Origin of the sequence: Spirillospora sp. CA-142024 (genome assembly GCF_050942325.1) — a bacterium.
In the GTDB taxonomy this organism is placed as follows: Bacteria; Actinomycetota; Actinomycetes; order Streptosporangiales; family Streptosporangiaceae; genus Spirillospora.
Map to the genome: position 1 here is coordinate 6,960,879 of NZ_CP192077.1, position 13,851 is coordinate 6,974,729.

The 13,851-nt window shown below is 71.3% G+C and carries 12 protein-coding genes and 1 pseudogene; 9 read left to right on the plus strand and 4 right to left on the minus strand.

Going from position 1 to position 13,851, the window contains the following annotated elements; all coding sequences use genetic code 11:
• Positions 1–91 precede the first annotated feature (91 nt).
• The 3 genes from ACQPZP_RS32875 to ACQPZP_RS32885 all read left to right on the plus strand — a co-directional run bounded on the left by ACQPZP_RS32875 (position 92) and on the right by ACQPZP_RS32885 (position 3,461).
• Positions 92–937, plus strand: coding sequence for a nuclease-related domain-containing protein (locus ACQPZP_RS32875; protein ID WP_433473583.1), 846 nt, complete (start codon positions 92–94; stop codon positions 935–937).
• Between the two features lie 152 nt (positions 938–1,089).
• Positions 1,090–2,952: a dihydroxy-acid dehydratase gene (ilvD, locus tag ACQPZP_RS32880; protein WP_433473584.1), complete on the plus strand. Its 1,863-nt coding sequence runs from the start codon at positions 1,090–1,092 to the stop codon at positions 2,950–2,952.
• Positions 2,953–3,113: 161 nt separating this feature from the next.
• Entirely contained in the window at positions 3,114–3,461 is a 348-nt protein-coding gene (locus tag ACQPZP_RS32885) for a DUF1330 domain-containing protein (protein ID WP_433473585.1), read from the plus strand.
• 25 nt (positions 3,462–3,486) lie between these two features.
• Here the strand turns inward: ACQPZP_RS32885 and ACQPZP_RS32890 are convergent, their stop codons facing one another.
• Both ACQPZP_RS32890 and ACQPZP_RS32895 read right to left on the minus strand, forming a co-directional pair.
• Positions 3,487–3,705: an FmdB family zinc ribbon protein gene (locus tag ACQPZP_RS32890; RefSeq protein WP_433463264.1), complete on the minus strand. Its 219-nt coding sequence runs from the start codon at positions 3,703–3,705 to the stop codon at positions 3,487–3,489.
• A gap of 31 nt (positions 3,706–3,736) precedes the next feature.
• Complete coding sequence (locus tag ACQPZP_RS32895; protein ID WP_433473586.1) at positions 3,737–4,246, minus strand: HNH endonuclease; 510 nt, start codon at positions 4,244–4,246, stop codon at positions 3,737–3,739.
• 262 nt (positions 4,247–4,508) lie between these two features.
• On the opposite strand from ACQPZP_RS32895, the gene ACQPZP_RS32900 reads away from it, so the two are divergent.
• Together ACQPZP_RS32900 and ACQPZP_RS32905 are read left to right on the plus strand one after the other, a co-directional pair.
• Entirely contained in the window at positions 4,509–6,629 is a 2,121-nt protein-coding gene (locus ACQPZP_RS32900) for a prolyl oligopeptidase family serine peptidase (protein ID WP_433473587.1), read from the plus strand.
• A complete protein-coding gene (locus ACQPZP_RS32905) occupies positions 6,626–7,426 on the plus strand; it encodes a class I SAM-dependent methyltransferase (RefSeq protein ID WP_433473588.1) in 801 nt (266 codons plus the stop codon). Before ACQPZP_RS32900 ends, ACQPZP_RS32905 begins: the two co-directional genes overlap by 4 nt.
• A 15-nt stretch (positions 7,427–7,441) precedes the next feature.
• On the opposite strand, the gene ACQPZP_RS32910 is transcribed toward ACQPZP_RS32905, so the two are convergent.
• Together ACQPZP_RS32910 and ACQPZP_RS32915 are read right to left on the minus strand one after the other, a co-directional pair.
• Positions 7,442–8,047, minus strand: a complete 606-nt coding sequence (locus ACQPZP_RS32910; protein ID WP_433473589.1) for a GNAT family N-acetyltransferase — start codon at positions 8,045–8,047, stop codon at positions 7,442–7,444.
• 6 nt (positions 8,048–8,053) lie between these two features.
• The gene (locus ACQPZP_RS32915; protein WP_433463269.1) at positions 8,054–9,670 is read right to left on the minus strand and encodes an XRE family transcriptional regulator; all 1,617 of its coding nucleotides are present in this window, start codon (positions 9,668–9,670) and stop codon (positions 8,054–8,056) included.
• Between the two features lie 444 nt (positions 9,671–10,114).
• Here ACQPZP_RS32915 and ACQPZP_RS32920 point away from each other — a divergent pair, with 444 nt between their 5' ends.
• The 4 genes and pseudogenes from ACQPZP_RS32920 to ACQPZP_RS32935 all read left to right on the plus strand — a co-directional run bounded on the left by ACQPZP_RS32920 (position 10,115) and on the right by ACQPZP_RS32935 (position 13,802).
• Complete coding sequence (locus tag ACQPZP_RS32920) at positions 10,115–10,414, plus strand: hypothetical protein (protein WP_433463270.1); 300 nt, start codon at positions 10,115–10,117, stop codon at positions 10,412–10,414.
• Between the two features lie 321 nt (positions 10,415–10,735).
• On the plus strand, positions 10,736–11,779 hold the full coding sequence (locus ACQPZP_RS32925) for a mechanosensitive ion channel family protein (protein ID WP_433473590.1): 1,044 nt from the start codon (positions 10,736–10,738) through the stop codon (positions 11,777–11,779).
• A 61-nt stretch (positions 11,780–11,840) separates the two neighbouring features.
• Positions 11,841–12,200: pseudogene (locus ACQPZP_RS32930) on the plus strand (globin); the annotation flags it as partial.
• A 30-nt stretch (positions 12,201–12,230) separates the two neighbouring features.
• Positions 12,231–13,802, plus strand: coding sequence for a glycoside hydrolase family 13 protein (locus ACQPZP_RS32935; RefSeq protein ID WP_433473591.1), 1,572 nt, complete (start codon positions 12,231–12,233; stop codon positions 13,800–13,802).
• Positions 13,803–13,851 lie beyond the last annotated feature (49 nt).

The window sequence follows — 13,851 nt, forward strand, 5'->3', positions numbered from 1 at the left end:
CACCGTCCTGGGGCGACAAAACTATTAACCCGACATGACTAGTCGGCGACCAGGGCGATGATTACTCTGCGCACGGAGGATCATGCCCCCGATGGGAAAGGAATACGGAGCGTCACTCATGGCGATCATGGAGCGGGGCAATACGCAGGGAGCCAGGGCACGGCCCCGGGGCGAATCCGAGGAGACGCGTGAGCACCACCACCCGGTACCGGTGAAGGAGCGGCCGGAGGAGAGCACCGCCGCGGCGATGCTGGACGACCCCCGGACCCGCCGCTGGATGTGGCGGGCGGGCGCGGCCGTCGTCGCCGGCGTCGCCGTCCTCGTCCTGGCCGGCTGGCGGCTCGGCCTCACCGTCGCGGTCCTCGTGGTCATCGGCGACGTCGTCCGGCAGTCCCGTAAGAGCTCCACCGTCACCGCGTGGCAGAAGTCCTCGGCGGCCGAACGGCGCACCGAGAAGCAGCTGAAGTCCCTGCAGCGCAACGGGTACCTCGTGCTGCACGCGCGGGCCGTGCCCCGCGACGACGAGGGCGTCAGCGACGGGCGGATCGACCACCTGGTGATCGGGCCGAGCGGCGTCTACGCCATCGACTCGGAGAAGTGGGACAAGCGCCTCCCCGTGCGCACCATGTCCCATCTCAAGCTCTTCCACGGCCCCTTCAACAAGAAGGACCGGCTGGACGAGGCGCGCTGGGAGGCCCAGCAGGCGAGCAGCATCCTCGGCGAGCAGGTCGGCTTCGACGTCCCCGTGCAGCCCTCCGTGGCCATCTACGGCCCGTCCATCCCGTGGAAGGTCATGCGGGTCCGGGACGTGGACGTCTACGCGGGCAACCGGGCGCGCTCGTACCTGCGCCGCCGTCCGAAGATCCTCACCGACGGCGACGTCCAGCGCATCTTCCAGGCGGCCGAGCAGGCCCTGCCGCCGAAGTACCCCGACTGAGGGCCCGAGGGCGGCCCATCTTCCCCGGGCCGCCCGTCCGCAAAGCCGGGACGGCGTGGTCCCGGCTTTTTTCCTGCCCTCCACCGGTTGATAGCATCGGGGGTCGGCCGGCCCGCGCGAGTCCCGGCACGTCACAGCTTCGAGAGGTCACAATGCCACCGCTAAGGTCACGCACGGTCACCCATGGCAGGAACATGGCGGGAGCCCGCGCTCTCATGCGGGCCAGCGGCGTAGAACGCGAGGACTTCGGCAAGCCGATCGTCGCGGTGGCCAACAGCTTCACCCAGTTCGTGCCCGGCCACGTCCACCTGGACGAGGTCGGCAAGGTCGTCGCCGGCGCCGTCCGCGAGGCCGGCGGCGTGCCCCGCGAGTTCAACACGATCGCCGTGGACGACGGCATCGCGATGGGCCACGACGGCATGCTGTACTCGCTGCCGTCCCGCGAGGTGATCGCCGACGCGATCGAGTACATGGTCAACGCGCACTGCGCCGACGCCCTGGTCTGCGTCTCCAACTGCGACAAGATCACCCCGGGGATGCTGCTGGCCGCGCTGCGGCTCAACATCCCGACGGTGTTCGTCTCCGGCGGGCCGATGGAGGCCGGCAAGCCCGTCGAGGGCGTCCTCGGCGGCAACAAGCTCGACCTGATCGACCCGATCATCGCCTCCGCCGACTCCTCGCTCTCCGAGGAGAAGCTGCTGGAGATGGAGGAGAGCGCCTGCCCGACCTGCGGGTCCTGCTCCGGCATGTTCACCGCCAACTCGATGAACTGCCTCACCGAGGCGATCGGCCTGGCGCTGCCCGGCAACGGCACCGTCCTCGCCACCCACACCGCCCGCCGCCGCCTCTACGAGGACGCCGGCCGCACCGTCGTGGACGTCGCCCGCCGCTACTACGACGGCGACGACGAGTCCGTCCTGCCGCTGAGCATCGCGACCAGCGAGGCGTTCGAGAACGCCATGGTCCTGGACGTGGCGATGGGCGGCTCCACCAACACGATCCTGCACCTGCTCGCCGCCGCCACCGAGGCCGGCGTCGACTTCGGGCTCTCCGACATCGACGCGGTCTCGCGCCGCGTCCCCTGCGTCTGCAAGCTGGCCCCGGCCACCGGCAAGTACCACGTCGAGGACTGCCACCGCGCCGGCGGCATCCCCGCCCTCCTCGGCGAACTGAACCGCGCCGGGCTGCTGAACCGCTCCGCGCACTCGATCCACTCGGCGTCCATGGACGAGTTCGTCGCCAAGTGGGACGTCCGCTCCCCCGACGTCCTGCCGGAGGCCGTGGAACTGTTCCACGCGGCGCCCGGCGGCGTCCGCAGCACCTCCGCCTTCTCGCAGAGCGCCCGCTGGGAGTCGCTCGACCTCGACCGCGAGAACGGCTGCATCCGCTCCGCCGAGCACGCCTACACCGCCGACGGCGGCCTCGCCGTGCTGCGCGGCAACATCGCCCCCGACGGCGCGATCGTCAAGACCGCCGGCGTGGACGAGGAGCTGTGGACGTTCACCGGCCCCGCCGTCGTCTTCGAGTCGCAGGACCAGGCCGTCGAGGGCATCCTCGGCGGCAAGGTCAAGGCCGGCGACGTGGTCGTGATCCGCTACGAGGGCCCGAAGGGCGGCCCCGGCATGCAGGAGATGCTGTACCCGACGAGCTTCCTCAAGGGCCGCGGGCTCGGCAAGGCGTGCGCGCTGGTCACCGACGGCCGGTTCTCCGGCGGCACGTCCGGGCTGTCCATCGGGCACGCCTCCCCGGAGGCCGCCGGCGGCGGGATCATCGCTCTCGTCGAGGACGGCGACCGCGTCGTGATCGACATCCCGAACCGGGTCCTGGAGCTGGACGTTCCGGCCGACGAGCTGGAGATCCGCCGCGAGAAGCTGCTCGCCGACCTCGGCGGCTACCGTCCTCGCGACCGGCACCGCCCGGTCAGCGCCGCGCTGCGCGCGTACGCCGCGATGGCCACGTCCGCCTCCACCGGCGCGGCCCGCGACGTGTCGCAGCTCGACCGCCCGACCAACTGAGCGAAGCGAACCGGCGTGTGGGGGTCGCCCCCACGTGCAACAGGGCTGAGCGAAGCGGGCGCGGGCGTTACCTGACGGGTAATCGCTTCCGTTCCCTCGCGGGTACAGAGTGGTGCGTGCCGGGGCGATACGGCCCCGGCCCACCACCCAAGGAGACCGCGATGACCGCCTACGCCCTCGCCCACATGTGGCCGCAGCCGCCCCTGCACGACGACGTGTTCACCTACATGGAGCGCATCCAGGCCACCATGGACCCGTTCGGCGGGCGCTTCCTCGTCCACAACACGCTGCCCGAGGTGGTCGAGGGCCCGTTGGACGGCCTGTACGTCCTGATCGAGTTCCCCGACATGGACAAGGCCCGCGGCTGGTACGCGTCGGACGCCTACCAGGCGATCCTGCCCATGCGCACCGACCACATCCCGGCCACCACCGTGCTGCTCCAGGGCCTCCCCGACCCCTACGACGCCGGCGCGACGGCCAAGGCCATGCGCGCCGCCCAGCAGGGCTAGGAGGGTGGGGTTAGGAGCGGCGGGGCTAGGAGCAGCAGCCTCCGCCGCAGCAGCCACCGCCCGCGCTCGGCGGGGGTTGCGGGGCGCCGGCCCGGGAGGTGCCGGTGACGGCGACCGTGGACAGCAGCTTCACGGTGTCGTCGTGGCCGTCCGGGCAGGTCGCCGGGTCGGACGCGTTGATCATCGGGCGGGAGACCTCGAAGGTCGAACCGCACGCCCGGCAGCGGTAGTCATAGCGAGGCACGCCTCCAGGATACGGGCGGCGGGCGTCCGCGTCAGGCGGCGGGTTCGGAGACGTAGGCGGCCCACTGGGGGTCGCCGTCGTGGACGAGGCCGATGAGCCGCCAGTGCGCGCCCCGGGGAACGGCGGGCGTGACGCTCATCGTCCAGCCGAGTTCGGACAGCAGCCGGTCGGCCTTGCGATGGTTGCAGGTCATGCAGGACGCGACGCAGTTCTCCCAGACGTGCTTGCCGCCGCGGCTCCGCGGATGGACGTGGTCGATCGTCTCGGCGCGGCGGCCGCAGTAGACGCAGCGGAAGTTGTCACGGCGCATCAGTGCGGCGCGGGTGAGGGGGACGCGGGTGCGAAAGGGGATGCGGACGTAGCGCCGGAGCCGGATGACGGACGGAACCTCGACCGTCATCGTGGCCGAATGGAGTACGGCGCCCGTCGTGTCGTGGTGGACGATCTCCGCCTTCTCGCGAAGCACGAGGCAGACCGCCCGCCGGAGCGGGAGCGTGGTGAGTGGTTCGTACGTCGCGTTCAGGAGGAGGACCTGTCGCATCAGACGCCCTCCACCGGGCTGTGCTGGACTTTCGCCTCGGCGGACGCGGCTGAGCGCGCCTCCTGCCGAGGCCCGATTATCGTCTCCGGTACCTGCGCACTCGCCATGAGGACCTCCCCAGGGGCGAACCGACCACATCAGTGTGGCGTCTGAGGGAGCCCGTCCGCTACCCCAATATTCCCCCGCCCGGGGCCCGCTCGAACGCGAAAGCCGCCGGGAGTGCCTGGGGCGGGCAGCCCAGATCGGCCAATACAGTGCATCCATGACGCCGTATCCGCCCGCACAGCGCCAGGAAATCGTCGAGGACGTCCACGGTCACCAGGTCTCCGACCCGTACCGCTGGCTGGAGGACGCCGACAGCGACGAGACCAGGGAGTGGCTCGCCGCCCAGGACCGGCTGTTCCACAAGGTCGTGGACGAGCTGCCGGGACGTGAGGGCCTGCGCGCGCGCCTCGGGGAGCTGCTCGGCGCGGGGAGCGTCGGATCCCCGGTGTGGCGGGGCGAGCGGCGCCTCTTCACGCGCCGCGCCGCCGACCAGGAGCATCCGGTGCTCTACACCGTGGACCCGGACGGGTCCGAGCGCGTCCTGGTCGACCCGATGGCCCTCGACCCGGACGGGACGACGACGCTGGACGGCTGGCAGCCCGACAAGGAGGGCCGCCTCCTGGCGTACAAGGTGTCGACCGGTGGTGACGAGGAGTCGCTGCTGTACGTCATGGACATCGCGACGGGCGAGCGGGTGGAGGGCCCGATCGACCGGGCCCGGTACTCGTCGGTGGCGTGGCTGCCGGGCGGCGAGGCGTACTACTACGTGCGCCGGCTGCCCGCGCGGGACGTCCCGGCGGGCGAGGAGCAGTACCACCGGCGCGTCTACCTGCACCGGGTCGGCACCGAACCCGACAGCGACGACGTGCTGATCTTCGGCGCGGACATGGACAAGACCAACTACTACGGGGTCGGGGTCAGCCGGGACGGGCGCTGGCTGACGGTGTCGTCGTCGCAGGGCACGGCGCCGCGCAACGACCTGTGGATCGCCGACCTGTCCGCGTCATCCCCCGAGGCGCCCGAGCTGCGGGCCGTGCAGGAGGGCGTGGACGCCGAGACCGGCGTCCACGTCGGACGGGACGGCCGCGCCTACGTCTTCACCGACCGCGACGCGCCCCGGTCCCGGCTGTGCGTCGCCGACCCGTCCGACCTCTCCTACGGGACGTGGCGGGACCTGATCCCGCAGGACCCCGAGGCCGTCCTGACCGACTACGCGATCCTCGACGCGCTGGAACGCCCGGTTCTGCTCGCCGCGTGGATGCGCCACGCGATCAGCGAGATCACCGTCCACGACCTGGAGTCCGGGGAGCGGCTCGGCACCGTCCCGACGCCCGGGCTGGGGTCGATCGGCGGGATCATCGAGCGGCCCGAGGGCGGGCACGAGGCGTGGTTCGGCTACACCGACAACGTCACCCCGTCGTCGGTCCTGCGGTACGACGCGCGCACCGGGGAGACGACGCTCTGGGCGTCCGCGCCCGGCACGGTCGAGGTTCCGGAGATCGAGACGCGCCAGGTCGTCTTCACGTCGCGGGACGGAACCGAGGTGCGGATGCTGGTGGCGGCCCGCCCCGGCATGTCCGGGCCGCGCCCCGCGATCCTCTACGGATACGGCGGTTTCAACATCTCGCTCACGCCGTCGTACTCGGCGAGCATCCTCGCGTGGGTCGAGGCGGGCGGCGTCTACGCGGTCGCGAACCTGCGCGGCGGGTCCGAGGAGGGCGAGGAGTGGCACCGCGCCGGCATGCGGGAACGCAAGCAGAACGTGTTCGACGACTTCCACGCCGCCGCCGAGAAGCTGATCGCGGACGGCCTCACCACGCCGTCCCGGCTCGCGATCTCCGGCGGCTCCAACGGCGGCCTCCTCGTGGGCGCCGCGCTCACCCAGCGTCCCGACCTGTACCGCGCCGTCGTGTGCTCGGCGCCGCTGCTGGACATGGTCCGGTACGAGAGGTTCGGCCTGGGCCAGACGTGGAACGACGAGTACGGGACGGCCGACGACCCCGAGGAGTTCGGCTGGCTCATCGGCTACTCGCCGTACCACCACGTCCACGCCGGGACCGCCTACCCGGCCGTCCTGTTCACGACGTTCGGCAGCGACACCCGCGTGGACCCGCTGCACGCCCGCAAGCTGTGCGCCGCGCTGCAGCACGCGACCGCGTCGGACTCCCCGGTCCTGCTGCGCGACGAGGCGGAGGTCGGGCACGCCGCCCGCTCGGTGAGCCGCTCGGCCGACCTGATGACCGACACCCTCTCGTTCATGGCCGCGCAGACCGGTCTCGTCCTGCCGGGGAGGCCGCGCGGCGAGGATGAATTGACGCATGGTCTAATAGCTGGATGAGCGAGTCGATGGCCCCCGCCACCGCGGATCGCGTGCTCGATCTGCTCCGCGAGCCGCCCGGGACGCCGGACGTGTCCGCCGGCTACCTCGATCTGCTCGGGCCGTCCGCGAAGGCGCCGCCGTCCCTCGCCCAGTCGGTGATGGAGTCGACGTTCCTGCCGCGGATCTACGAGAAGGTGTGGCGGCCCGTCGGGTTCAACCTGGCGAAGGGCTGGCCGCTCGGCCCGGACACCGCCGAGGAGCACGCGATGGCCCGGGACTGGCTCGGGCTGTCGCACCCCGGCTACGCGGCCCGCCCGCCCGCGACCGTCCTCGACGTGGCGTGCGGGCCCGGCAACGTCACCCGCGCCCTCGCCGCCGGCATCGGCCCGGAGGGGCTGGTCGTCGGCCTCGACGCGTCCGAGAGCATGCTGGCCCGCGCCGTCGCCGACACCGACCCCGGCGCGGACGTCCGCTACGTCCGCGGCGACGCCGTCGACCTGCCGTTCCGCGACGGCGCGTTCGACGCCGTCTGCTGCTTCGGAGCGCTGTACCTGTTCGACGATCCGTGGACGGCCGTGGACGGCATGACCCGCGTCCTCAAGCCCGGCGGCCGCCTCGTCATCCTCACCTCGCGCCGCCCGGCCCCGCTCCCCTCCGCCCGGCTCGGCGGCGAACTCCTCCGCCGCGCCACGGGATTCACCGTCTTCGGTGACCGCGAGGTCACCGAAGCCCTCGCCGACCGCGGCTTCACCGCCATCCGACAACGCCGCTACCCCCTGATGCAGGTCGTGGGAGGAAGCCGGTCGCCGCGGTAGTGAGAGGCGGTGGCCTTAGCGGAGTCGGCGCTCGATGTAGATGTTCACTATGCCGCCTATGGTTTCGCGGCGGGTCTCCGTCCAGCCGAACCTGCGGTAGAGGGCCAGTGCCGGGCCCTGGAGTTCGGTGGTGTCCGCGCGCAGGATGCGGTAGCCGTACTCGACGGCGCGTTCCTCCAGCGCCTGGACCACGGCGGCACCGTACCCGCGGCGCTGGACGGCGGGCAGGACGCGCAGGCGGACCATCTCGGCGGCGTCCAGGGTGGGGGCTCCGGGGGCGTAGCCGCCGAACGCGCGGGCGTGGCCGCCGGGGATGAGGTCGGCGCGGCGCAGGCCGCCCATCGCGACGATCCCGCCGTCGAGTTCGCCGACGAGGAACTCGCCGTCGTTGCGGAGATAGATGTCCTCCATCCGGAAGAAGTCGTGGTCGTAGTAGACGCCGTCGCCCGGTCGCAGGCCGACCTGGGCCAGGCCCTGACGATGGAGGGCGAGGACGGTGCCGTGGTCGGCGGCGTGGTAGCGGCGGAGGCGCAGGGCCCCGAAACGCCAGGCGGGGGGCTCGTCCTGGACGCGGACGAGGGTGTGGTGGCCCTGCGAGGAGGCGCTGTCAGGCGTGCCCATGCCCGGTCAGACCTGCTCGCCCGGGCGGACGGAGGGCTGGTCCTGGGTGGGACTCTGCACCCAGGGGCCGGCGAGCGCCTCGTAGAAGTCCTTCAGTTCCGGGATCTCGCCGCACTTGGCGTTGACGGCCGCGCCGATCTGCCGGGCGCGGTGCACGAGGATGTCGGACCGGTGGTCGGACGGCAGGTCGAGGATGGCCTCCCGCCCGGCCGTCAGCGCGGCCTCGGGGTGGCCGGCGTGCAGCTTGCACATCGCCCGGTCGAGGCGCACGAGGGTCAGGTCGACGCGGTCGGTGGCCGAGTAGAGGGTGAGCGCGTGGCTGAGCACCTCGTCGCCGTGCTTGTGGTCGCCGAGGTTGGTGAAGGTGTCGCCCTCGTAGAAGGCCATCTGCCGGTCGGTGAAGCCGAAGACGAGGTCGCCGGTGTCGGTCTTGGACAGCTGGTCGAACACCGACCGGCCGCGCACGAGGGCGCGGCGGGCGCTCGGCGCGGCGTCGCCGCGTCCGCGCATCGCGAGCATGCCGAGTGCGCGCGCCTCGACGGCGGGCGCCATGGCGGCGGCGACGCCGGGGGTGCGGCCCGCGAGGTCCTGTGCCTTGCGGGCGAGGTGCAGCGCCTCGCGAGGGTCGCCGTAGTACATCGGCACCAGGGACTCGCGGACGGTCACCCAGGCGCGCAGCTGCCGGTCTCCGGTCTCGTCGGCGGCGGTGCGCGCCGTCCGGAAGAACGAGCGGGCCAGCCGGTGGTCGCCCAGGTTGATCATGATCAGCCCGGACAGCCCGGACAGCTGCGCCGCGATCCGGCACAGCCGTTCCTGCAGCTCGACCGGCTGGCGCTTGTCGCACATGCGCCGCACCTCGCTGAAGTCGAGCAGCACGTCGCAGAGCATCCGGAGGGAAGGGGTCGCCTGGTACTGCCGGCCGTAGCCGTAGGTCGTCTCCTCCCACTGGTCGAGCATGGTCGGCGAGACGGTCGCGCCGACGAGGGTGTCGTCCATCTTGCGGCGCAGGTTGTCGACGGCCCCAAGAAATTGACCGTCGAGCGCCACGCCCGCTCCGGCCAGAAGTTGCAGAAGGGTCCTACGAAGCACGATGTCCTCCTCTCCCACATCAATGGTCAGGGGGCCGTCGGCGCGGTCGGGGCCCCGTAGTTCGGTGACGGTTACCCAGGGGCGCTCTTCGCCTCTGGGGACGATCGCCCCGACGAGAGCGTCGGGGGCGGGTGCCGGGCGCCGTTCGGGCGCGCGCGGACGGGGGACGTTCGGAACGCCCGTGCGAGTGGCGTGGCCGCGGCCGCAGATGCAGGGACTCTGGTAGTCGAGCGCGTCGGGTTCCACCCGGTAGACGGCGCAGAGGTAGTGCAGGTACTCGGGACCGGGTCGCTTGTACCCGCTCTCGTAGGCGGACAGCAGCGTCTCCCCGAGCCGGGGAAGTGGTTTGCCGTCGACCTCGTAGAGCGCCTTGACCTGCGCCACGATGTCGGACAGCGCGACGCCGTGGGCCAGGCGGTGCGCCTTGACCCTGCTGGTGCCGAACAACGGCCCGCACTGCTCGTGGATCTCCTGCGCTATCTCGACCGGGGTGCGCCCTCGGGCCAGAGCGTGCGCGCGGATCCGGCGAGCCACGTCCGTTTCTTTCCGAGGGGGATCCGACATCGATTCCGGCCTCCTCACCGTCGTGCCGGGACGCCGTCCCCTCGGGGGTGGGCGATCGTCCCTGCCACGGCGACCGGTTACTAGATGGCCACGACAGATAATCTCTCGCGCACGCAGCGTAACCCTGGTCACATGCCCGGCCAAGCGATTCCGGAGAAGAGGCGGGGGTTGGGACGCGTCCCGCCCCCCGCGGGTAGAGATTCTTCCTCCGAGGGAAGGAAGGCTTCCCCTGAGGTGGGGTAATTCGGTACTTCGAGGGGCGGCCGGTCACTTGACCCGTCAGTGTGAGAGTTGCAATTCTCGCGGCGAGTGACCGAACGAATCCACAGAGTCGATCAATGGAGCCGGTCCGGCCGGGCCGATCAACCGCGGTGCTCGCCAACGGTGTGCTCGCCTTATGGAGGGGGTGCGAAGGTGGTCAGCGACAGACGCGTCGGCTACCTCGAAGAGCTGGAGCAGGAACTCGACACCCGGGGCCTCGTCGCCCGCGTCGTCAGGACCCGCTCGGGGCCGGCGTTCCTCCGGGTCGTGAACCCGGAGGCCGCCAGCCTCGCGGAGGACGTGACCTGCGCGCCGGCTCCCGAGACCAAGGACCACTACTTCTGGTGGTCGTGGGGGGAGCGCATGCACCGCGTCGACGACGTGGGCGGCGCCGCCCTCAAACTGGCGCACGTGCTCCAGCCGCTCCGCCGCGAGGTGAGCGGACGCTCCTAGAGTCCCGGGTCCCCCTCCGCCCCGAACTCCCACCCGGGATTCCCAGACCTCATCCGAACCCGAGCCTCCGCTCGGGGCCCGGGCGCCCGCCGAACGGGCGCCCCCAAGACCGGGCGTGTCCCGCGAGGCCGCGGCAGGAACGGCGCGGCAGCCCGCGGACCCCGCGGGACACGTTCGCCCGGCCCCTCCCCGGCCGGTTCGCGACACCTCGCCCGGCGCGTACGAACCGGTCGTGACCGTCCCCTACGATCGGGCTCGTGCCCGCCGCAGGTCCACGGCGAGGTGCCGAGGCACCACAATGGCCGGGGAGGGTCTGCACACATGTCATTCGTCGCGTCGATCAGCACGCCGCTCGCCGCGCCGCTCGCCGTGTCAACGGCCGCCAAGCCGTTCCTGCCCTGGGTCGAGCAGGGAACCCCCGAATCGGCCTGCAAGAGCCAGGACCCCACCGTGGCGTGCCGGCTCGTCTGGAACATCTCCAAGAACACCGGCTTCACCCGGTTCTACGCCACCTGGCTCGACACGCCGCTCAGCACCCTGTTCTGGATCATCATCACCTTCGTGGTCGCGCTGATCGTGAAGAACATCGCGCACCGGATGATCAGCAAGGTCACGCTGCGGATGGCCGAGGGCACGATGTCGGAGAGGGTCAGGGAGCGGTCCCGCACGGTCTTCGAGGGCAGCCCGGCCCTGCTCAACAAGCGGCGGGCCCAGCGCGCCCAGACGCTCGGCTCGGTGCTGCGCTCGATCGCGTCCGTGCTGATCATGGGGACGGCCGCGTTCAGCATCCTCGGCTCCCTCGGCCTCAACCTCGCCCCCATCCTGGCCAGCGCGAGCGTCATCGGCGTCGCGGTCGGGTTCGGCGCGCAGAACATCGTCAAGGACCTCCTCGCCGGGCTGTTCATGCTGCTGGAGGACCAGTACGGCGTCGGCGACATCATCGACGTGGGCAGCGCGAAGGGCACGGTCGAGGCGGTCACGCTGCGGGTCACCCGGATGCGGGACATGAACGGCATCGTCTGGTACGTGCCGAACGGCGAGATCAAGAAGGTCGGCAACGAGTCGCAGAACTGGGGCCGCGCCGTCCTGGACATCCCGGTCGACATCCACGAGGACACCGAGAAGGTCAAGGAGATCCTGCAGACGACCGCCGACGAGATGGCCTCGGACGCGCCGTGGAACGACCTCATCCTGGAGGAGCCGTCGGTGTGGGGCGTGCAGGCCCTCGCCGGCGACGCCATCGTGATCCGCGTCGTGCTGAAGACGGCGCCGGGCAGGCAGGGCGACATCGCCCGCGAGCTCCGCGAACGCGTCAAGCGGGCGTTCGACGAGGCGGGCGTCACGGTCGCCACCCCGGCGCCCTAGTGGATCAAGGTGAGGACAGGGACGCGTCTCACATAGGGTGGGGGGCGCTATGGCTGAAAAGGTGACCTTCTACGAAGCGGTCGGCGGCGAGGAGACATTCCACCGGCTGGTGCACCGCTTCTACCAGGGCGTCGCGGACGACCCCGACCTTCGCGCCCTCTACCCCGAGGAGGACCTCGGCCCGGCCGAGGAGCGACTTCGGCTGTTCCTGATCCAGTACTGGGGTGGCCCGACCACCTACAGTCAGCGGCGCGGCCATCCGAGGCTGCGGATGAGGCACGTTCCGTTCGTCATCGGATCGGCCGAACGGGACGCGTGGCTGCGCCACATGCGCGACGCCGTCGACGAGCTCGAACTCCCCGAGCCGCTGGAGAAGCAGCTCTGGGACTACTTCACGATGGCGGCGCAGAGCATGGTGAACGCTGCGACATAACCGGGTAGATCGCCGTGTATGAGGCGAATCCCCTGGTGGCGCGACGCCGTCGTGTACGAGGTCTACGTCCGCAGCTTCGCCGACTCCGACGGGAACGGTGAGGGCGACCTCCAGGGGATCCGGTCCCGGCTCGGCCATCTGCGCGACCTCGGCGTGGACGCGCTGTGGCTCACCCCGTTCTACCCGTCCCCGCTGGCGGACGGCGGCTACGACGTGGCCGACTACCGCGACGTCGACCCGCGGTTCGGCACGCTGCACGACTTCGACGCCCTCGTGTCGGACGCGCACGACCACGGGATCCGGCTGATCGTCGACATCGTCCCGAATCACTCGTCCGATCGGCATCGCTGGTTCCGGGAGGCGCTGGCCGCGCCGCCGGGAGCCCCCGCGCGGTCCCGCTACGTCTTCCGTCCCGGGAAGCCGGGCGAGCGTTCCGGCGAGGAGGGGCCGCCGAACGACTGGCCGTCGGCGTTCGGCGGCCCGGCCTGGACGCGCCTGGACGACGGCGAGTGGTACCTGCACCTCTACGCGCCCGAGCAGCCCGACTTCAACTGGCGTGATCCGGAGGTACGGCATGAGTTCGAGGACGTCCTGCGGTTCTGGCTCGACCGCGGCGTGGACGGCTTCCGCATCGACGTCGCCGCGGGCCTCTTCAAGGACGAGTCGTTCCATGACCTCGGCGGCCAGAACCGCCGCGTATTGAACGGCCCCATGTACAGCCGTCCCGAAGTCCATGAGGTGTACCGCAAGTGGCGGCAGATCCTGGACGAGTACGACGGCGAGCGCATGGCCATAGGCGAGGTGTGGACGGACGGGCCGGAAGACCTCGCGCTCTACCTGCGGCCAGACGAACTACACCAGGTTTTCCAGTTCGACCTGCAACTGGCTCCATGGTCGGCCACGGCTTTCCGTGACGTCATCGTCGCCGCATTGAAGGCCGTCGCCCCTATCGGGGCCGCGCCCACGTGGGTGTTGTCCAGTCACGACTCCATCCGGCACGTCACCCGTTACGAGCAGCCGGTGAGCGTCCCTGGCATCGGGCTTGCCAGGGCGAGGGCGGCACTGCTGATGCTTCTGGCGCTTCCAGGGTCGGCCTACCTCTACCAGGGCGAGGAACTAGGTCTGCCGGAGGTCACCGACCTACCCGGCGAGGCCCGGCAGGATCCGATCTGGAAACGCACGAACGGTGAACTCGCCGGGCGCGACGGCTGCCGCGTGCCGCTCCCCTGGTCGGGCTCCGCCGAGCCGTTCGGTTTCTCCCCCGATCGCGTCCGCCCGTGGCTGCCGATGCCGGAACGGTGGGCGCCCCTGACCGCCGAGGCTCAGGCCGCCGACCCGTCCTCCATGCTCACCTGGTACCGCGACGCGCTCGGGCTGCGCCGCCGCCTGCGGGACGACCTGCCGGACGACCTGGAGTGGCTGGACTCCCCCGACACGACCCTCTTCTTCAGCCGCGGCCCGCTGACATGCGCCCTCAACTGCGGCGAGAACCCGGTACGCCCCCCGGCCGGCACCCCGCTCCTGACGAGCACCCCGCTCTATGGCGATCTGCTCCCCGGCAACGCCGCCGCCTGGCTCACCGGCCCCTGAGCGAGGACGCGGTGTGCGGGCCCGTGCCAGGGGTCGAGGCACGGGCCCG